Origin of the sequence: Luteimonas fraxinea (genome assembly GCF_021233355.1) — a bacterium.
Lineage (GTDB): Bacteria > Pseudomonadota > Gammaproteobacteria > Xanthomonadales > Xanthomonadaceae > Luteimonas > Luteimonas fraxinea.
Map to the genome: position 1 here is coordinate 1662451 of NZ_CP089507.1, position 19610 is coordinate 1682060.

Genomic DNA, 19610 nt, shown 5'->3' on the forward strand with positions numbered 1-19610 from the left:
ACATGCCGATCCGTCCGCAGGCGATCGCGGCGCGGACACAGCGATGCGGTCACAGCGCGGTTCGCCGGCATTTGCCGCTGCCGGCGTTCAACGGTCGACAGTCCGGATCGGACTGACACAAGTCCACATCACCATTTTTTGACACGCGGCACCCGTGGCTCACTGCCTGCCCCACGGACTTATTGCGGTGCAGCAAATGCCACGATCCTCGCGTCTCGCCGCCGCCGTTCTGGCGGCCCTCGTTGTCCCCGCTGCGGTATCGGCGCAAACGCCGGCGACCGGTGAGGCGCGCACGCTCAACACGGTCACGGTGACCGGCTCCAACATCCGCCGCGCGGAAGCCGAGGGCAGCAATCCGGTGCAGGTCATCGACGCCGAGGAACTGGCGACCTCGGGCAAGGTCACCGTCGCCGACGTGCTGCGCTCGATCTCGGCCAACACCGGCAACGCGACCAACGAGACCAGCAACAGCGGCTGGGCCTCGGGCTCGGCGGGCATCGGCCTGCGCGGGCTGTCGCAGAAGAACACGCTGGTGCTGCTCAACGGCCGGCGCCTGGCGAACTACGGCTTCCCGGCCGGCGGCCTGTCGGACACCTTCGTCAATCTCAACGCGTTGCCGCTGGTCGCGGTCGAGCGCATCGAAGTGCTCAAGGACGGCGCGTCGGCGGTCTACGGATCGGACGCGGTCGCGGGCGTGGTCAACATCATCACCCGGCAGAACTTCCAGGGGCTGGAAGTCGGCGGCAGCTACGGCACGTCGGACGAAGGCGGCCTCGACACGCGCCGCGCACGACTGGTCGGCGGCATCGGCGATCTCGACACCGACGGCTACAACCTGCTGGTCAGCGTCGAAGCCTACGACCGCGAACGCCTCGACCAGGACCAGCGCGACCTCACCGCGTCCGGCATCTACAGCGATCTGCCCGGCGGGCGCTGGAACGGCTGGTCGGCGAAGGGCGCGCGCTTCCTCGTCGGCGGCCGCTCGGTGCCGTTCCTCGACGCCGCGGGCAACTGCCCCGAAGGCATGACGCTGACGCCGAGCGCGCCGATCGACGGACTCGCCGGCGACACCTGCGCGATCAACCTCGCGCCCTACACCACGCTGATTCCGTCGACCGAGCGCTACCAGGCCTTCGTCAACGGCACCGTGCGCCTGACCGACGACGTCGACCTGTTCGGCGAAGCGCTGGTCAGCCAGATCCGCGGCGCGTCGATCTTCGGCTCCAGCCCGTACTTCACCCTCGAAGGCGGCCGCTTCGCGCTCAACGCGCAGACCGGGCTCGCCGAGCCGGTGTCGAACCTGCTGCCGGCCGGCAATCCCTACAACCCCTACGGCGTGCCGACGCAGATCGAATACACGTTCTTCGATCTCGGCCAGTCGCTGAAGACCAACCGCTCCGATTCGTTCCGCATCCTCGGCGGCGCGCGCGGCCGCGGCGAACGCTTCGACTGGGAATTCACCGGCTTCTTCGCCAAGAGCACCGAAGAGGAGACCGTCGCCGGCGGCTTCGCCAACCGCTGGCCGCTGGCGCAGTCGCTGGCCGATGGTTCCTTGAACCTGCACGAGCCCGGCGCGACCGCGCCGGCGGTGCTCGATGCGATCCGCCTGTCGACGGTGCGCGAGGCGCAGTCGTCGCTGCACGGCTTCGACTTCAAGTTCAACGGTGATCTGTTCGATCTGCCGGCCGGCCCGGTCGGGTTCGCCGCCGGCATCGAGGCGCGCACCGAATCGCTGACCTCACGCAATCCATGGCAGATCGACGCCGGCCTGCAGGTGCGTCCTGCGATCGCTGCGGTCGACGGCGAGCGTGACGTCGCTGCGCTCTACGCCGAGTTCAACGTGCCGATCGTCAAGGGTCTGGACCTGCAGCTCGCCGGTCGCGGCGACGACTACAGCGATTTCGGCAGCGCCTTCTCGCCCAAGGCCGGCATTCGCTGGCAGGCGCTCGACACCCTGCTGGTGCGCGCCTCGGCGTCGCGTGGGTTCCGCGCGCCGTCGCTGTCGGAGAACTCGGCCTCGACCAACATCTCCTACGGCAGCGTCGTCGATCCTTTCGATCCCGACATCGCCGGCTCGCGCCAGAGCCCGACCTTCTTCACCGTCGGCAACACCGAACTCGATCCCGAACGCACGAAGTCCTACAACGTCGGCTTCGTCGTCTCGCCTTGGGCCGACACGAGTCTGTCGCTGGACTGGTACCGCATCGAACTCGACAACCTGATCGGCACCAACAATTCGACGACGATCGTGCAGAACAACGATCCCGCCGATGTGATCCGCGACGCGCGCGGCAAGCTGGTCGCCGTCTACAACCGCTACCAGAACCTCACCGCGCTCAAGACCTCGGGCCTGGACGCGGAGTTCAACCAGACCTTCCGCACCGGCGCGGGCGACTTCAGGATCGCCAGCGTCTACACCCACGTGCTCGACTACAGCCGTCCGCAGGTCGTCGGTGGTCCGCTGGTCGATTACGCCGGCAGCAACCTCGGCCCGTCGCTGCCGCGCAACAAGCTGACCTCGCGCTTCGGCTGGTCGACCGGCGATTTCGAAACCGCGCTGACCTGGTACCGCACCGGCGGCTATGACCAGAAGGCGAGCGTCGCGGCGACCGCGGTGCAGTCGCGCGTCGATGCCTACGACCAGCTCGATCTCTACGCCGGCTGGTCGGGCATCGAGGGCCTGACGCTGTACGCCAAGGTCGACAACCTCCTGGATGAAGAACCGCCGCACGACGCCTCGTTCCCCGGGATTCGCGCGCCGTATGACTTCAGCCAGTACGACCTGCGTGGGCGGTATTTCCAGGTGGGGTTCGATTACCGGTTCTGATGGTTTTGCAGGTCCGCCTTAATTGCGAACCAACATGCTTTTTCGGATCGCGGAATTTTTTGATTCCGTCATTCCCGCGTAGGCGGGAATCCAGTGTCTCTGGCTTCGGTGGCTCAAGTCGCTGGATTCCCGCTTTCGCGGGAATGACGGGGAAATTAAATCGCGGCGACTTCCGATCCTGACGTGCGACACACTTTTCTGCAGGACACCACTGATGCTTCGATTTCCATCCTCGCGCCGCCTGTTACTGACTGCGTTGCTCCTGCTGCCGTTCGCCGTATCCGCACAGACCGCTTACTACTTCCCCGATGCTGCGCCGGATTCGCACGACCCCGCGATCCCCACGCCCGAGCAGTTCCTCGGCTATCCGATCGGCACGCACTACACGCGTCACGACCGCATCGTCGATTATCTGCGTGAACTCGAACGGCTGTCGGACCGCGTGCATGTCGAGGAGATCGGGCGCAGCTACGAAGAACGTCCGCTGCTCGCGGTGCTGGTGACGTCACCGGCGAACCAGGCGCGCCGCGAACAGCTGCGCGCCGCGCACGCGACGCTGGCCGATCCCGATGCACCGGCCGTCGATCCGGCGCAGGTGCCGGTCGTCGTCGGTCTGTACTACAGCGTGCACGGCAACGAGACCTCGAGCGGCGAAGCGATGGTGCTGACGGCCTGGCATCTGGCGGCGAGCAAGGATCCCGACGTCACGCGCTGGCTCGACAACGCGATCGTGCTGATCGATCCGGCGCAGAACCCCGACGGCCGCGACCGCGCGGCGAACTGGCACAACGCGTGGAAGTCGAATCCGGCGATCGCCGATCCGCTCGACAAGGAACACGTCGAACCGTTCCCCAACGGCCGCAGCAACCACTATTTCACCGATCTCAACCGCGATTGGCTGGCGGTGAGCCAGCGCGAGACGCGCGCCAAGCTCGACGTGTTCCATGCGTGGCTGCCGAACATCCAGATCGACTTCCACGAAATGGGTTCGGGCAGCACGTATTACTTCGAACCCTCGCCGAGCAGCATGCACAGCCCGCTGCTGCCGCAGGCGTCCTACGACTGGAACGTTACGCTGGCGCGCTACCACGCACAGGCGCTCGACAGCCTGGGTTCGCTCTATTACACGAAGGAAAATTTCGACAACTTCTCGCCGGTCTACGGCTCGACCTATCCGGATTTCCACGGCGGTGTAGGCGTGACCGTCGAGCAGGCGAGTTCGCGCGGTCTGGTGCAGGACACCGCGAACGGCCCGCTGGAATTCCGCTTCACGATCCGCAACCAGCTGGCCGTGGGCCTGGCGACGATCCGCGGCGCGGTCGAAGAACATGCGGGGCTGTTCGAGCTGCAGAAGGACTTCTTCCGCTCGGCGCGCGAGCAGGGCCGACGCAACGCGCACTCGGCCTACGTGTTCGGTGACTCGGCCGATGCGACGACATCGCGACGTCTGCTCGATCTGCTGCTGACCCATCGCATCCAGGTGCATGCGCTCGACGCGGCGCTGACCGTCGACGGTCGTACCTATTCCCCCGGCAGCGCCTGGGTGGTGCCGGCCGCGCAGCCGCAGTTCCGGCTGGTGCATTCGATCTTCGAGGAAACGCCCGACACCGGCGGCGGCGTCTACGGCAGCACCTCGTATGCGATCGCGCATGCCTACGGTCTGCGCAACGATCGTCTGCGTCGCGCCCCACGACTCGGCGCGGCCGTGACGCAGGTGCCGGCACTCGACACCGGCGTGCGCGGCGAGACCGCGTATGCCTGGGCGATCGACTGGCGTGATCTCGGCGCGCAACGCGTGCTCGCCGACCTGCTGACGCAGAACGTGCGCGTGCGCACCGCGTTCTCGCCGTTCACCACGCGCACCGCAGCCGGCGAGACCGCATTCGGCGAAGGCACGCTGGTGATTCCGGTGGCCGGTCAGACGCTGGATGTCGCTGCTCTGCGAGCCGCCATCGATACCGCCGCGCGCAACGCCGGCGTCGTCGCCCACGGGCTTGCCAGCGGACAGAGTGTGTCCGGCATCGATCTGGGCAGCGACGGTATCCGCGCGGTGCGCAAGCCTGCGATCGCGCTGGTGATGGGCGAAGGGGTCAACGCGACCGAGATCGGCTCGACCTGGTTCGCGCTCAGCGAACGCCTGCAATATCCGGCGACGCGACTTGATCCCGCGCAGCTCGGGCGTGTACCGCTCGGCAGCTACACCAGCATCGTGTTGGCCGGCGGCCGCTACGACGATCTGCCCGAGCCCACCGTCGCCGCACTCAAGCGCTGGGTCGAGGCCGGCGGTTCGCTGGTGACCTTCGGCAGCGCCGCACGCTGGGCGCAGTCCAAGGGCCTGACCGGTGCCGCGCCCGCACCGGCCGCGAAGGACGCACCGGCATCGACGGAACGTCTCGACTTCGCGTCGCGCCGCGACACGCTGGCCGAACAGCGCAGCGCCGGCAATCTGGTCTCGGTCGATGTCGACACCACGCATCCGCTCGCCTTCGGCGTGCCGCAGCGCGCGAATTTCGTCCACAAGGAAACCGACGTGACGCTGGCGCCATTGCCCGACGCGTTCGCCAACGTCGTGCGCATCGACGACGACCCGCTGGTCAACGGCTACCTCGGCGCCGACCTGCGCGCCGCACTGGCCGGCACCGTCTGGGCGCAGGTGGCGCGCGTGGGCAGCGGCAACGTGGTGCTGTTCGCCGACGATCCGGCGCACCGCAAGTACTGGCTCGGCACCGAACGCATGCTGGTCAATGCGCTGTTCTTCGCCGATCAACTGGCGCCGGCGCCGCCGCGGCGCTGAGGTGATGCCATCAGCCGGTGGTGCGTGTGTTGCCTGGGCCGGGAACCCTGCAGTGCTTCTCGGCGCGAGGATTTCCAGGGCCCCGTCGTTCCGGCGGCTTTCAACAGACGTATGTCTGATCAAGCCGGAACCTGATTGGACTTTGCTCTCTTCTGTGACACCGAATTTCTCGTCACGAAGATCAAGATGGATTCCGGCTTTCGCCGGAATGACGGGTGGCGGGATTGGCTATTGATCCCAAACGAGAAGGAGCCGTTTCCGGCAGGTCCGGACTCGACCGGGACACGCCACTGACCACCCCCAAACAAGCGCCTGAGAGCGTCGTCCCATACGAGTCCACACAGTGTGGTCCCGCATGGAACATGTCGCCGCCGCATCCGGGCGAGGATCGGAGCCATGCACATGCGCCCCTCCCCGCCCTCCGTCGCCGGTCTGCCGGCATGACCCTGACCCAGCTGCGCAGCTTCATCGCGATCGTCGACTGCGGCCACAACGTGACCCTCGCCGCGCAACGGCTGCATGCCACGCAGTCGGGCGTGTCCAAGCAACTGGCGCAGCTGGAAGCCGCGCTCGGCATGACCCTGTTCGTGCGCCGTGCGCGTGCACTGACCGGCCTGACCGAAGCCGGCGCGCAGGTGCTGGCGCATGCGCGCCGGCTGCTTGCCGAGTCGGCCAACATCCAGGCGCTGTCGGACAACCTGCGCCGCGAACGCCACGGCGTGCTGCGCATCGCGACCACCCACACCCAGGCGCGCCACGCATTGCCGCCGGCGTTGCAGGCGCTGGAACGCGAATGGCCCGAGGTCGCGGTGCATGTCGTGCCCGGCGAGGATTCCGACGGCCTGCAGGCACTGATCGACGGCCACGTCGATCTCGCACTGCTCAGTGGCACCGGCGCGCCGCCCGCTGGTTGCATCGCCGTGCCGCTGTACCGCTGGCGTCGCCGCGTGGTGGTGCCGGCCGGACATCCGCTGTCGCAACTGCAGCGTCCGTTGCGGCTCGACGATCTGACCGGGCGGCGGCTGGTGAGTTACGCGTCGAGCCAGCTGGCGAGTTCTTCCTTGCAGCGCGCGTTCGCGCAGCGCGGACTGCAGGCCGATGTCGCAGTCACCGCGCGCGATGGCGATCTGATCCAGGCGTATACCCGTGCCGGGCTCGGGATCGGCATCGTCGCGGAGATGGCGCTGGATCCGCGCGACGATCTGGTGGTGCCGCCGATCGAACCCGATCTGCTGCCGTCGTGCACCACGTGGCTGCTGCTGCATCCCGCGCGCGTGCTGCGCGACTTCGGCTTCGCCCTGCTCGCAGCGCTCGCGCCGCAGCACGCGGTCGTCGATCTGCGACGCCTGATCGCCGACGACCAGCCGCTGCCGGAGCCCGCACCCGACTGGCAGGCGTGGCGCGTCGCCACCCGCATCGCACGACCGGTTGCATCGACGGCCATCGCCACAGCACGCTGACGCACCCCGCAGTCGCCGGTGCGGCAGGTAGCATGCGGACATCCGCCGGCTGCTTTCCGGGTACGTCATGAGTGTCGCCCTCCGCTTCGCCTGTGTACTGCTGGCGAGCCTCGCGCTGGCGCAGCCGCTCGCCGCGCGCGCGCCGTTGTTGGCCGGTGCCGCGGCGATCACCACGACCCCCGATCCGGCACCGATCGATCCCGCAGCCGCGGCCGCGACGGCCGCCGTCGATGTCGCCGACATTCCTGCGCAGGCCGATGTCGACCAGCGTCTGGCCGAACGCATCCAGGCCGCTGCCACCGAAGCGGGCGCCGCATCACCGGCCGATGCCTACGCGCGACGACTGGCGGTGATCGAGGCCTCGGTCGAAGACCCGTTCTGGCGCTTCACCTCCGCCGAAATGCGCACGCTGCCGATCCCGCGGCTCGAAAGCCTGTCGCGGCATTGGACCTTCCAGGCGCGGCGGCTCGCGCAGTGGCAGGACGATCTGCGCCAGAGCGCCTCGCATCAGGCCGGCGATGCCGCCGGTCTCGCCGCGCGCCGCGCCGCCTGGGAAACCACCGCGGCCGCCGGCCAGGAACTACCGGCCGCGTTGCGCCAGCGGGTGGACGAAGTCGTGATCGAACTCGCCCAGGCCGAGGCTGCGCTGTCGGATCCGCTGGCGCGCCTGATCGCGCTCGGACGTCGTGGCAACGCAGTCGACGCCGGCATCGCGACGGCGCGCAGTCGCGTGCGTGATGCGGTCGCCGCCTACGACGCCCGTCTGCTGCGCATCGACGCCCCACCGCTCTGGCGTTTGCACGCCGGCAACGTCGCGCCCACTGCCGATACCGGCGACGTGATCCGCAGCGGTCTCGAAATCGAATCGCGCTTCGCCGCCGAATATGCCCAGGGCGATGCGATCAGCGGGCTGCGCGCCTTGCAGACGCTGCTGCTCTGTTCGCTGCCACTACTGCTGTGGCTGGCCTGGCGCAGCCGCGCGCCGATCAAGACCGGGCAGGTCAGCCATACCGAGGCGACCGTGCTGTCGCGCCCGCTGTCGTGCTGGCTGCTGCTGGTGGTGATCGGCGTGTTCGTGTTCCAGCCCGACGCGCCGATGCTGACCCACCAGTTCGCGTTGCTGGCTGCGGTGGTGCCGGTGCTGCGCCTGCTGCCGGTGTCGCGGCGACGCCTGCTGGGCATGGCCCCGTATGTCGCCAGCGCGCTGTTTCTGCTGCTTCGGTTCGGCTTTGTATTCCTGTCGAGCGCAGTGGCGTATCGCCTCTACATCCTCGCGCTGGCCCTGCTCGGCCTGGCCGCGGCAGGCTGGCTGCTGTGGCGCGCGCACCGGCACGGCCATGTCGCCCACACCGGACGCACCGGCCAGGTGCTGCGCGCGTCGGTACACGTCGGCGCACTGCTGCTGGCGGTGGCGGTGATCGCGAATGCCTTCGGCAATGTGTCGCTGGCCGAAACCCTGACCGGCGGCGTGATCGACAGCCTGTACTTCGCGCTGCTGCTCGGCGCCGGCCTGACCGTCATCGCGACGTGGATCCAGCTGCTGCTCAAGCGTCCGGGCGTGTCGCGCTTCCGGCTGGCGCGCGACCACGCCGGCCCGGCGGTGCAGGTGCTGCTCAACGTGCTGGCGGTGGCGGCGATCGTCGGCTGGATCGTCTACACGCTCGACCGCTTCCGCGTGCTGTCGCCGGTACATGCCTCGCTGTCGGCGCTGCTGGGCTACAGCTGGGCGCTGGGCGATCTGCGCCTGAGCCTCGGCCACGTGCTGCTGTTCGTGCTCACCGTGGTGATCGCGTTCTGGCTGGCGAAGACGGTGCGGCTGGTGCTCGACGGTGAGGTGCTGTCGCGGATGTCGCTGCCGCACGGCGTCGCCAACAGCATCGCCTCGCTGAGCTATTACGCAGTGCTGATGCTGGGCCTGGTCGGCGCGCTGTCGGCGGCCGGCTTCAAGGCCAGCCAGCTGACCTTCGTGCTCGGCGCGCTGGGCGTCGGCGTGGGCCTGGGCCTGCAGAACGTGGTCAACAACTTCGTCTCCGGCCTGGTGCTGATCTTCGAGCGGCCGTTCCAGCCAGGCGACGTGGTCGAAGTGGGCGGCACCACCGGCCGCGTGGTCGACATCGGCATGCGCGCGACACGGGTCGCGACCTTCGATGGCGCCAATGTCGTCGTGCCCAACGGCCAGCTGATCTCGCAGCAGCTGGTCAACTGGACCTTGCGCGATCGCAGCCGCCGGCTGGAAGTCCGCATCGGCGTGGCCTACGGCAGCGCACCGGCCGACGTGGAAGCGGTGCTGGCGGAGGTCGCCGCCGCGACGCCTGGCGTGGTCGCGTCACCCGCGCCGGTGGTGCTGTTCGACGGCCTGGGCAGCGTGGCGATGGAGTTCGTCGTCCGCGCCTGGACCCACGAGTACGAGGACGCCGGCACGATCCGCAGCGCCCTCGTCGGCCGCCTCTACGACGCCCTGCTCGCGCGCGGCATCGGCCTGGCGCATGCGGCGGCGACGATCTATCCGCCGCCACCGCCGGCGTCCGAAAGCGCCTGATCCGGGCGCCGCGTCAGCGGCAGTTGGACGCGTCGACGCCGCGGATCGATTCGATGCGGCCGTTGCCGGTCGCCACGTGCACGCACTCGCGCGAGCGCGCGTTCCACCAGGTCACGATCGAACGGCCATCGCGCTGCTGCGCGTCGCGATCGACGAAGCCGCGGGCACGCAGTTCGGTATCGGCCCCGGCCGCACGCGCGCCGACCAGATCGTCGAGCCGGCCGCCGCCCGCGCCACCCGTATTGCCCGACTGCCACGGCACCTGGGCCGAACGCTCGCGCAGGCCGGCGCCGTACCCGTCACTGTAGGCGCCGCGATCGGAATCGGCGCGATAGCCGTGCAGGGCGTCGCGGTAGCCGCGTTCGTAATCGGCTTCGTGACGCGGATCGTCGTCGTGGTCGCCGTCATCGTGGTGATGCGCATGGTGGGCGAGCGCGGCGATGCCGAGAATCGCGGCCGCCGCCACGGCAACCTTGGCACCGTCGCTCATGCGCTCGCGAGGCGCGTCGCCGGCCTGCTGTCCGCAGTCGGGCGCCAGCGTGTTGACCACCGAAACGACCCGCCCGCCGTCGCTGCGCACCATCACGCAGCGCCGGTCGCGCGCGTTCCACCAGCTGCCGTAGTCACCGGACCCCGACTGGCGGACGTAGCCGCGCGCCCCCAGCGTGCGCGACGCCGTGCGGTCGGCGAGACCCTGCAGATCCCCGAGACCGGGTGCGGGATCCTGCGCGGATACCAGCGACGGCGCGAGCAGGGCGGACAACGACAACGTGGCAGCGGCCAGCGCGCTGGGACTTATGACGGACATGGGGCACCTCCGGATGTGCCGCGGCCGGACTGGCCGTGCTCGGCGCAGATTGCGCCGGAAATTGTTCAGGGTGTGTGGCGGGGTTCGGGGTTTTGACGAGATGGCGCCTGGGCAGGCAGGCCGTGAGCACCGCTCCCTTTGGGAGAGGTCGACGCGCGAAGCGCGTCGGGTGAGGGCCGGGGCTCCACAGGGACGTTCAGCAGCGCCCTCATCCGCCCCTCGGGCACCTTCCCCCAGAGGGGGAAGGATCCAGAAAAACCACCCCGAAGGGCTTGCCCTCCGCACCCCGATCTGCATCCCCGGGCCGGCACGAAGGGCTTGACGAACGACGATTCCCGTCACGGCGCGGCCTGCCGCCCGTTCACTACATTTAGCGTTGACGCTGCTCTCGCACCCCACTATCTTGGGCCTGTCGGTTCCGCAGACCCACAAGGGAATGTGGATTAAAACGGGAAGCCGGTGACGCCTCGCGCCACTCCGGCACTGCCCCGCAGCGGTAATTGGGAACGAACCTGCCAATGCACTGGAGCGATCCGGGAAGCGGCAGGGGAGGAGAAGGCGTTGCCTTCGTGCCCATGAGTCCGAAGACCTGCCGACAGCCGCGTGGAGCACAACGCGCGGTGCCGGCTGCGGACGTCCCGTGGGGGGCGGGTTTGCGGAGTGGGGGCGATGGCGCTGTGCGCCCGATCGCGATCCCTGCGACGCCGCCCGATCACCCTCGGACCCCTCCAAAGCCGCCGGACCCACGTGGGTGGGCCGGTCGTGTGCGCGAATGCACTGGACACAGAGAGGACGCATGACCAGCCACGAGACCCTCGCGACCGAGACCCCGGCCGCCGCCGCAGACGCCACACCGGACACCGCCACCGCACCTGCCCCATCCCCCATTTCCGTTGCGCCGCCCGCCGTCGAGCCCGACGACGTGGTGCCGCCGCCCCCGAGTGCCGCCATGAACACCGCAATTGCAGAAGTCTTCGACGCCGATGCCGGCGTTTCCAACTGGATCACCAAGGAAGCCGGCAACCGCCGGATTCCGTACGACCGTGCGCGCCTGGAGCGCAGCATCGACCGCACCCACGCCGAGTTCCCGCAGCTCGACATCGTCGACTACAAGCGCAGCGTGTTCGGCTTCGTCGAGCGCAAGGACGCGGTCAACGCCGACGACCTGGTCGACCATCTGATCCGCGAGGCCGAAGCCCGCGTCGATGTCACCGCGCCGGAGTGGGAATTCTTCGCCGCCCGCCTGTACCTGCACCGCCTGTACAAGCGCGCCAGCCGCAACCGCTTCTACGACGCCGAGCAGAAGTACGGCTCCTACGTCGGCCTGCAGGAATCGCTGGCCGACCGCACCATCTATTCCAACGACATCCTGCGCGCCTATTCCAAGGAAGAGCTGCAGGAAGCCGGCCGCATGATCGAGCCCGAGCGCGACAGGCTGTTCGCCTACAACGGCCTGTATCTGCTGGCCACGCGCTACCTCGCCACCGACACCTCGCGCGCCGTGTTCGAGCTGCCGCAGGAGCGCTGGCTGACCATCGCCCTGTACCTGATGCAGAACGAGACCAAGGGCGGCCGCGAGCGCCGCATGCAGCTCGTCGGCGAGGCCTACTGGGCGCTGTCGAACCTGTACATGACCGTCGCCACCCCGACGCTGCAGAACGCCGGCAAGGTCGGCGGCCAGCTGTCGTCGTGCTTCATCGACACCGTCGACGATTCGCTGCAGGGCATCTACGACTCCAACACCGACATCGCCCGCGTCTCCAAGGGCGGCGGCGGCGTGGGCGCGTACATGGGCTACGTGCGCTCCAGCGGCTCGGCGATCCGCGGCGTGCCGAACTCCTCCGGCGGCGTGGTGCCGTGGATCAAGCAGCTCAACAACACCGCTGTGTCGGTGGACCAGCTGGGCCAGCGCAAGGGCGCGGTCGCGGTCTACCTCGACATCTGGCACCGCGACATCGAGAACTTCCTCGACCTGCGCCTCAACAACGGCGACCAGCGCCTGCGCGCGCACGACGTGTTCACCTCGATCTGCATCCCCGACATCTTCATGGAGGCCGTCGAGCGTCGCGGCGACTGGTACCTGTTCGACCCGCACGAGGTCCACAAGATCAAGGGCTGGCACCTGCAGGATTTCTTCGACGAGAAGAAGGGTGACCCGAACGGCAGCTTCCGCCGCAAGTACGAGGAAGTCGTCGCCGACGAGCGCATCTCGCGCAAGACCGTCAAGGCGATCGACATCTTCAAGCGCGTGATGGTGAGCCAGCTCGAAACCGGCAACCCCTTCATGTTCTACCGCGACGAAGTGAACCGGAAGAACCCGAACAAGCACGTCGGCCGCGTGTATTCGTCGAATCTCTGCACCGAGATCCTGCAGAACATGAGCCCGACGAAGATGATGCAGGAGATCATCTCCGGCAACCAGATCGTCACCACCAAGCAGGCCGGCGACTTCGTCGTCTGCAACCTGTCGTCGGTGAATCTGGGCCGCGCGGTCATGCCGCAGGCCGGCCAGAGCGATCTGATCACCGACGTGCTCGAGCGCCTGATCCCGATCCAGGTGCGCATGCTCGACAACGTGATCGATCTCAACATGCTGCCCGTGCCGCAGGCCACGATCACCAACCAGAAGTACCGCGCGATCGGTCTGGGCACCTTCGGCTGGCATCACCTGCTGGCGCAGAAGGGCATCCAGTGGAACGATGCGCAAGCCGAGGACTTCAGTGATTCGCTGTACGAGCGCATCAATTTCCTGACCGTGCAGGCCAGCATGGAACTCGCGAAGGAAAAGGGTGCCTACCCGGTGTTCGCCGGCAGCGACTGGCACACCGGCGCGTACTTCAGCGACCGCAGCTACAACTCGCCCGAGTGGATGGATCTGGCCGCGCAGGTCGGCGTCAACGGCATGCGCAACGGCTGGCTGATGGCGGTCGCCCCGAACATGTCCACCGCGCAGATCGCCGGCTCCACCGCGTCGATCGACCCGATCTACTCCGCGTTCTATTACGAAGAGAAGAAGGACTACCGTCGCCCGGTCGCAGCCCCCGGCCTGTCGCTCGAGACCTGGCCCTACTACGAGAAGGGCGCCTACAAGGTCGACCAGTTCGCATCGGTGCGCCAGAACGCGCGTCGCCAGCGCCACGTCGACCAGGCGATCAGCTTCAACTTCTACGTGCCCAGCACCATCCCCGCCCGCACGCTGCTCGACCTGCACATGACCGCGTGGAATCTCGGCATGAAGACCACGTACTACGTGCGTTCGAACGATATCGATATCGCCGAGTGCGAGTGGTGCAGTAGCTGATCGCGACGCGATCGCTTTGAACGAACCCTTCCCCCTCCGGGTGAAGAGCCTGCCCCGTACTTGATACGGGGTGGCCCGAAGGGCCGGATGAGGGCGCTCTTACGCAGCACGCAGAAAGCCCCGCCCTCACCCCAACCCCTCTCCCACAGGGAGAGGGGCTCAAGACCGAATTCCGAGACAGACATCCATGGCCGCCACGTCCACCCCGCTCGACCGCATCAAGATCCTCGAGCCGCGTCATCCCAACCGCTCGACCGGCATCATCAACGGCCAGACCAGCGGCATCCTCAACTGGAACGACATTCCGTATCCGTCGTTCTATCGCGCCTACAAGGAACTCTCGACCAACTTCTGGATTCCGGACGAGGTCGACATGAAGGGCGACGCCAAGCAGTACGGCGAGCTCTCCGCGCGCGAGAAAAACGCCTACGATTCGATCATCGGCCTGCTGGCCACGCTGGATTCGCCGCAGACGCGCTACATCTACAACGTCGCCGAATACATCACCGACCCGGCCGCGCACGCCAACGCCGCGATCATCGGCCAGCAGGAAGTGATCCACAACGAGAGCTACAGCTACGTGCTAGCCTCGATCACCGGCCTCGCCGATCAGAACCGCGTGTTCGAACTCGCGCGCACGCATCCCACGATCATCGCGCGCAACCAGCCGATCATGGAGTCCTACAACGACTTCATGCGCGAGAAGTCCGCCGAGACGCTGATCCGCTCGCTGGTGCAGTCGTCGATCCTCGAAGGCATCAATTTCTATTCGGGATTTGCGTACTTCTACAACCTGGTCCGCCAGAACCGGATGACCGGCACCGGCAAGATCATCAGCTTCATCAACCGCGACGAACTGGCGCACAGCAAGTTCATCAGCGAACTGATCCGCGCCATCGTCGGCGAGAACCAGTCGCTGCAGGGCGACCAGCTCACCCAGTACGTGCACGACGCGTTCGAACACGCGATCGAACTCGAGACCCGCTGGACCGCCGAAGTGCTCGACGGTATCGACGGCATCGACGTCGACGAGATGGTCCGCTACGTGAAGTACCGCGCCAACAAGATGGCCGGCATGCTGGGCATCGAGAAGCTGTACTCCGACACCACCGACAACGTGATGCCGTGGATCAAGGCCTACGCCGACAACTTCACCGAGACCAAGACCGATTTCTTCGAGATGCGGAACGCGTCGTACAAGAAGACGAATTCTGACAACGGGTTCGACGATCTCTGATTCGGGAACTACCAACACCTCTCTGTCATTCCACTCTTCAAGTACGGGGGCACCATGAACAAGCGATTGGATCCGCGCATCTCGTCTAGTCGCATGCGACTGGAGAACCCGTACGCCCACATGGAAGAGATTGCAGAGTGCTGGGAGGCGGCTAATTATCAGAATCCGTATCGCTTTGTGACTTCGGACGAGAAATCAGTCTCTGCAAAAAAGAGCCATAGCTTCGAGTCGATCGAGGCACAGGCCAAAGAGTTGCAACGCGCTATCTGGAAAAAAAGGACAGATCTCGGGCTGAGCCAGAACGTCCACCCGATTGATGTCCTGGATCCGCAGCTTGCCGCGGAACTGCTCGGCTTCGAGTTCACCTTGCATCCCAGCCTTGGATGGATGGTTAATGGCCGTCGTCGAGTTTCCGTTGCAGGGTTGATTGATCAATCCAATCGATCGATTCAGATTGCAACCGATGCTGATCCGAGGGTCATGCGTTTCACTGCGGCTCATGAGATCGGACACGCAATTCTTCATCCCGATCAAACAGGGCTACATCGAGATCAGCCGCTCGACGGTGTTCGACAGTCGCGTAATCGCACTGAACTCGAAGCGGACAAGTTCGCGACATATTTTCTGCTGCCAGAAAAACTTCTCACCGAAGAATTTAGGTCTCGCTTCTTGGGTCCTTTTGCTCTCAATGAACAGACCGCATTTGCTCTGCTCAGCAAGCCCATTTACGAAGTGATCGAAGCTCTTCCGACTCGTCGCCACGTCGCGAGGAAGCTCGCTGGCGCGACATATTACAACGGCCGCCATTTCGTATCGTTGTCCGAGTCTTTTGGAGTCAGCATCGAAGCAATGGCCATTCGCCTTGAAGAACTGAAACTCGTTATTGAATGATTTCTTCTCTGACATGCGCATCCTCCTCGCCCACACATCGCTCAGCGGCAACACCCGCGATGTCGCGCGTGCGATCTGTGCGCGGTGCGAAGAGATGGGCCATACCGTCACCTGGATCGATGCCGACATCCAGACGCTCGCCAAGGTCTGCCCCGATGGTGCCGAACACGATCTCTACGTGCTCGGCAGCTGGAGCATCAACGCCGGGCGCACGCCGCCGGAGATGAAGCGCTTCATCGAGGACCTCGTCGCCGCGGTCGGCAAGCCGGAACGCCTGGCGGTGTTCGGCACCGGCGAGACGCAGTGGGGCGAAGAGAACTACTGCGGTGCGGCCCGGCGCATGGCCGCGTTCTTCGGCACGCGGTATCCGCGGCTGGAGATCGAACAGATGCCCCACGGCGAACACGACGCCACCAAGATCCGACGCTGGACCGACCACATTCTTGCCTGTACCGAGACCCTGACCCATGCAGACCCTCCACGCCTCCACGCCTGACGACTACGCCGCCGCACTGGCCGCGCACTCGCGCCTGCTGGTCGATTACTACAAGGACGATTGCCCGGGCTGCAAGATGCTCGACATGTCGCTGGCCAAGTTCGCCGCGACCGCCGAGTCCGAAGGCGTCGCGCTGTTGAAGGTGAAGCTGGAAGTGATCGGCGAGGATTTCTTTCGCGACCTCGGCCTGCGCCAGACGCCGACGCTGGCGCTGTTCAAGGACGGCAGCGAGGCCGCGCGCCTGCCGGGCTTCCAGTCCCCGGGCCAGATCTCGCAGGCGGTGGGCCTGCATCTCGCCACCGCGGACGTCTGAGCGTGGCGCCTCCCTCGAACACCCCCACGACCGAAGCACGGATGCTCGAGATCGTGTTCCCCGACCACACCAACCATCTCGGCACGCTGTTCGGCGGCACCGCGCTGGCGTGGATGGACAAGGCCGCCTTCATCGCCGCATCGCGCTACGCGCGCCGCACGGTGGTGACCGCGCGTTCGGAACAGGTCGACTTCAAGCTGCCGATCAAGCAGGGCCAACTGGTCGAGATCATCGCGAGCGTGGTCGAGGTGGGCCGCACTTCGATGCAGGTGGAAGTGGAACTCGTCGCCGAAGACCTGCTCAGTGGCGATCGCGAACTGTGCACGCGCGGCCGATTCGTGATGATCGCGCTCGATGCGCGGGGTCGCCCGGCGCAGGTCGCGGCGCTGCCGGGGAGCACGCCGTGAACGAGCTCTCGATCCTGCAGTGGCTCGCGCTGGGGCTCTTCATCGGCGTCGCCTGCGGCGCGGTACTGGCCTTCCTCAACCGCAAGCGCTGAAGCTGCGCGTCAGCGCGCGGCCAAGGCGCGCAGCAGCGCGTCGCCGTCTCGCGGCAGCGGTTCGCCGGCACGCGTGAGCAGCAGCAGGCGACGCCGCGCCCACGGCGCGTCGATGGCGATGCGCGCGAAGCCGTCGCGCCGGCGACAGCGCACCGCGGTCGCGCGCGGCACGATCGCCTGACCGATGCCTTCGCCGACCAGGCGGCACACCGCGTCCAGACCCGCCACCCGCAGGCGCCAGCGCAGCGATCTGCCGTGGCTGCGCGCATGCGAGGCGATGTGCCGCTGCAGCGCGGTCGTGTCGGCGAGCCCCACGTAGCCGCCTGCCGGCAATGCATCCGCATCGATCGCACGCAGGTGGGCGAGCGCGTGCGATGACGGCACGATGAGGTCGAGCGGGTCGGCGCGCAGTGCGATCGCAGCGAGCCCCCGGACATCGACCGCGTCGGACGCGATGCCGATGTCGCAGCGACGACCGCGCAGCGCGGCGACGATGCCGGGGCTGTCCTGCTCCACCACGTCGACTTCGGCCGCGGGCTGCGCCTGCAGGAACGCCGGGAGACGCGCGGGCACCAGTTCGCTCATCGCCGCGGTGTTCGCATGCAGGCGGATGCGTGACGACTGCGCAGTGCCGAAACGGGCGAGATCGGCCTGCAGGCGCGCGATCTGCGCGAGCACGCGACGTGCATGCGCCAGCAGCACGCGACCGGCGTCGGTCGGACGCACCCCGCGCGCATGTCGCTCGAACAACGCGGCGCCGAGTGTGTCTTCGAGATGGCGGATGCGTTCGCTGGCCGAAGCCAGCGTCATCGCCACGTCGTCGGCGCCACGGGGGATCGAACCGCCGTTGCAGACGGCCACCACCAGGCGCAGGTCGGTCAGGTCGAAGCGCATGCCGCAGCCTAGCATCGTGCCTCAGGCCAGGCCTGAGGCGGGCTGCGGCGATGCCCGCTGGTGCGGTGCCGGCGTGCGGTGCACGGTGTCGGCCCCGTCGTCAGGAACGCCGCGATGCCCGAGGTCTCCACCCTGGATGGCTGGATCTGGATCGCGGCGGTGTTCATGCTCGCCGGGCTGGTCAAGGGCGTCATCGGCCTGGGTCTGCCGACGGTGGCGATGGCGCTGCTGGCGCTGGGCATGTCGCCGGCGCAGGCCGCCGCGCTGTTGCTGGTGCCTTCACTGCTGACCAATGTCTGGCAATGCCGGCCGTGGCACAGCCTGCCGGCGCTGTTGCGCGATACCTGGCCACTGCACCTGGGAATCTTCTTCGGCACGCTGGTGATCGGCGCTTGGCTGGGCGCGCCCGCCGGCGCGTTGGCGGGCGTGCTGCTGGGCATGGTGCTGGTGGCCTACGCGGCGATCGGCCTGCGCGGCTGGCGTTGGCGCAGCGCCACGCGGGCCAGTGGGCTGCCGGCCGGTCTGGTCACCGGCGCGCTGACCGCGATGACCGGCGTGTTCGTGGTGCCCGCGGTGCCCTGGCTGCAGGGCCGGATCGACGCCCGCGCGAGACTGGTGCAGGCGATGGGGCTGGCCTTCACGGTGGCGACGGTGGCGCTGGGCCTGCAACTGGCGATGCACGATGCACTGGCCGCTGGCCGGCTCGGGATCTCACTGCTGCTGGTGGTGCCCGCCCTGCACGGCATGGCGCTCGGCGCCTGGCTGCGCGCACGGTTGTCGGCGACGCTGTTGCGGCGCTGCTTCTTCGGCGGCATCGGTGGATTGGGGGCGTGGATGATGATGCGCGCACTGGCGTGAGCGCGAATCCGCCGCATGGCGGCTCGACGGCTGGCGGCGGCGCTACGGCACCACGTCGACACCTTCCGCACCGCGATCCTTGCCGGCGCCCGTCGATGACGGCAGCGGGACGTCCGGGTGCACGGGCGTCGGCGCGACGTGTTCGCGCCACACCTGCAGGACATCCTGCAGGCCGGTCCGTCGCCGCCCCTGCCACGCGCTCGCCAGCACCCGCCCCTGGCGATCGACCAGCACCAGATTCGGCGGCGCCACCCCGCCGAGTGCGCGGATCGCCGGCAGCGCGCGCAGACGGCGATGTTCGATGGCCGGCCACGGCATCGCCTGCCGGCGCATGTAGCGGCGCATGTCCGACTCGGCGTTGTCCAGGCTGACGTAGACGACTTCGGTGTCGGCGCCCGCTGCGCGCAGGGTGTCGCGGATCTCGCGCAGCGTCGGCACGAAGGCATGGCACGGCGCGCACCAGTCGGCACCGAAGTACAGTGCGACGATCTCCGGCTCGCGCGCCCAGCGGTACGGCACGAAGCGCGCGCCGTCGGGACGGACCAGGGCCGCCGCGATATCGCCGCGCAGCGAGGGATCGGGTGGCGCACGCTCGCCGGCCTGCGCAATGGACGCCAGCAGCAGTGCCGTCAGCAGCCACGGACACCCGTACCGGCGCACACGCGATACAGCGCGCGAGGTTTGCGGCTGCAT

Annotated in this window: 14 protein-coding genes and 1 riboswitch; of the genes, 11 read left to right on the plus strand and 3 right to left on the minus strand. The window is 67.5% G+C overall.

The features are described from left to right. Window positions 1–196 precede the first annotated feature (196 nt). The 4 genes from LU699_RS07465 (at window position 197) to LU699_RS07480 (ending at window position 9620) form a co-directional block, all read left to right on the plus strand. Window positions 197–2827, plus strand: coding sequence for a TonB-dependent receptor plug domain-containing protein (locus tag LU699_RS07465; protein WP_232136279.1), 2631 nt, complete (start codon window positions 197–199; stop codon window positions 2825–2827). 214 nt (window positions 2828–3041) lie between these two features. Then, window positions 3042–5621, plus strand: a complete 2580-nt coding sequence (locus LU699_RS07470) for a M14 family zinc carboxypeptidase (protein ID WP_232580538.1) — start codon at window positions 3042–3044, stop codon at window positions 5619–5621. Window positions 5622–6061: 440 nt separating this feature from the next. Continuing rightward, the gene (locus LU699_RS07475) at window positions 6062–7081 is read left to right on the plus strand and encodes a LysR substrate-binding domain-containing protein (protein WP_232136281.1); all 1020 of its coding nucleotides are present in this window, start codon (window positions 6062–6064) and stop codon (window positions 7079–7081) included. A 67-nt stretch (window positions 7082–7148) separates the two neighbouring features. Further along, window positions 7149–9620, plus strand: coding sequence for a mechanosensitive ion channel domain-containing protein (locus LU699_RS07480; RefSeq protein WP_232580539.1), 2472 nt, complete (start codon window positions 7149–7151; stop codon window positions 9618–9620). 13 nt (window positions 9621–9633) lie between these two features. On the opposite strand, the gene LU699_RS07485 is transcribed toward LU699_RS07480, so the two are convergent. Further along, complete coding sequence (locus tag LU699_RS07485; RefSeq protein ID WP_232136284.1) at window positions 9634–10428, minus strand: hypothetical protein; 795 nt, start codon at window positions 10426–10428, stop codon at window positions 9634–9636. Window positions 10429–10824: 396 nt separating this feature from the next. After that, window positions 10825–11039: riboswitch (cobalamin riboswitch) on the plus strand. 185 nt (window positions 11040–11224) lie between these two features. Here LU699_RS07485 and LU699_RS07490 point away from each other — a divergent pair. The 6 genes from LU699_RS07490 to LU699_RS07515 all read left to right on the plus strand — a co-directional run bounded on the left by LU699_RS07490 (window position 11225) and on the right by LU699_RS07515 (window position 17073). Further along, the gene (locus tag LU699_RS07490) at window positions 11225–13729 is read left to right on the plus strand and encodes a ribonucleoside-diphosphate reductase subunit alpha (RefSeq protein WP_232136286.1); all 2505 of its coding nucleotides are present in this window, start codon (window positions 11225–11227) and stop codon (window positions 13727–13729) included. Between the two features lie 187 nt (window positions 13730–13916). Continuing rightward, window positions 13917–14966: a ribonucleotide-diphosphate reductase subunit beta gene (locus LU699_RS07495; RefSeq protein WP_232136288.1), complete on the plus strand. Its 1050-nt coding sequence runs from the start codon at window positions 13917–13919 to the stop codon at window positions 14964–14966. Between the two features lie 54 nt (window positions 14967–15020). Beyond that, window positions 15021–15857, plus strand: a complete 837-nt coding sequence (locus LU699_RS07500; protein ID WP_232148530.1) for an ImmA/IrrE family metallo-endopeptidase — start codon at window positions 15021–15023, stop codon at window positions 15855–15857. A gap of 13 nt (window positions 15858–15870) precedes the next feature. Beyond that, the gene (locus LU699_RS07505; RefSeq protein ID WP_232136290.1) at window positions 15871–16353 is read left to right on the plus strand and encodes a flavodoxin; all 483 of its coding nucleotides are present in this window, start codon (window positions 15871–15873) and stop codon (window positions 16351–16353) included. Next, a complete protein-coding gene (locus LU699_RS07510) occupies window positions 16325–16666 on the plus strand; it encodes a thioredoxin family protein (RefSeq protein ID WP_232136291.1) in 342 nt (113 codons plus the stop codon). Before LU699_RS07505 ends, LU699_RS07510 begins: the two co-directional genes overlap by 29 nt. Before the next feature lie 41 nt (window positions 16667–16707). Beyond that, window positions 16708–17073, plus strand: a complete 366-nt coding sequence (locus LU699_RS07515; RefSeq protein ID WP_232136830.1) for an acyl-CoA thioesterase — start codon at window positions 16708–16710, stop codon at window positions 17071–17073. A gap of 101 nt (window positions 17074–17174) precedes the next feature. On the opposite strand, the gene LU699_RS07520 is transcribed toward LU699_RS07515, so the two are convergent. Continuing rightward, entirely contained in the window at window positions 17175–18059 is an 885-nt protein-coding gene (locus LU699_RS07520) for a LysR family transcriptional regulator (RefSeq protein WP_232136292.1), read from the minus strand. Window positions 18060–18173: 114 nt separating this feature from the next. On the opposite strand from LU699_RS07520, the gene LU699_RS07525 reads away from it, so the two are divergent. After that, on the plus strand, window positions 18174–18917 hold the full coding sequence (locus LU699_RS07525; RefSeq protein WP_232136293.1) for a sulfite exporter TauE/SafE family protein: 744 nt from the start codon (window positions 18174–18176) through the stop codon (window positions 18915–18917). A gap of 42 nt (window positions 18918–18959) precedes the next feature. Here LU699_RS07525 and LU699_RS07530 read toward each other — a convergent pair whose 3' ends face one another. Next, a complete protein-coding gene (locus LU699_RS07530; RefSeq protein WP_232136294.1) occupies window positions 18960–19610 on the minus strand; it encodes a thioredoxin-like domain-containing protein in 651 nt (216 codons plus the stop codon).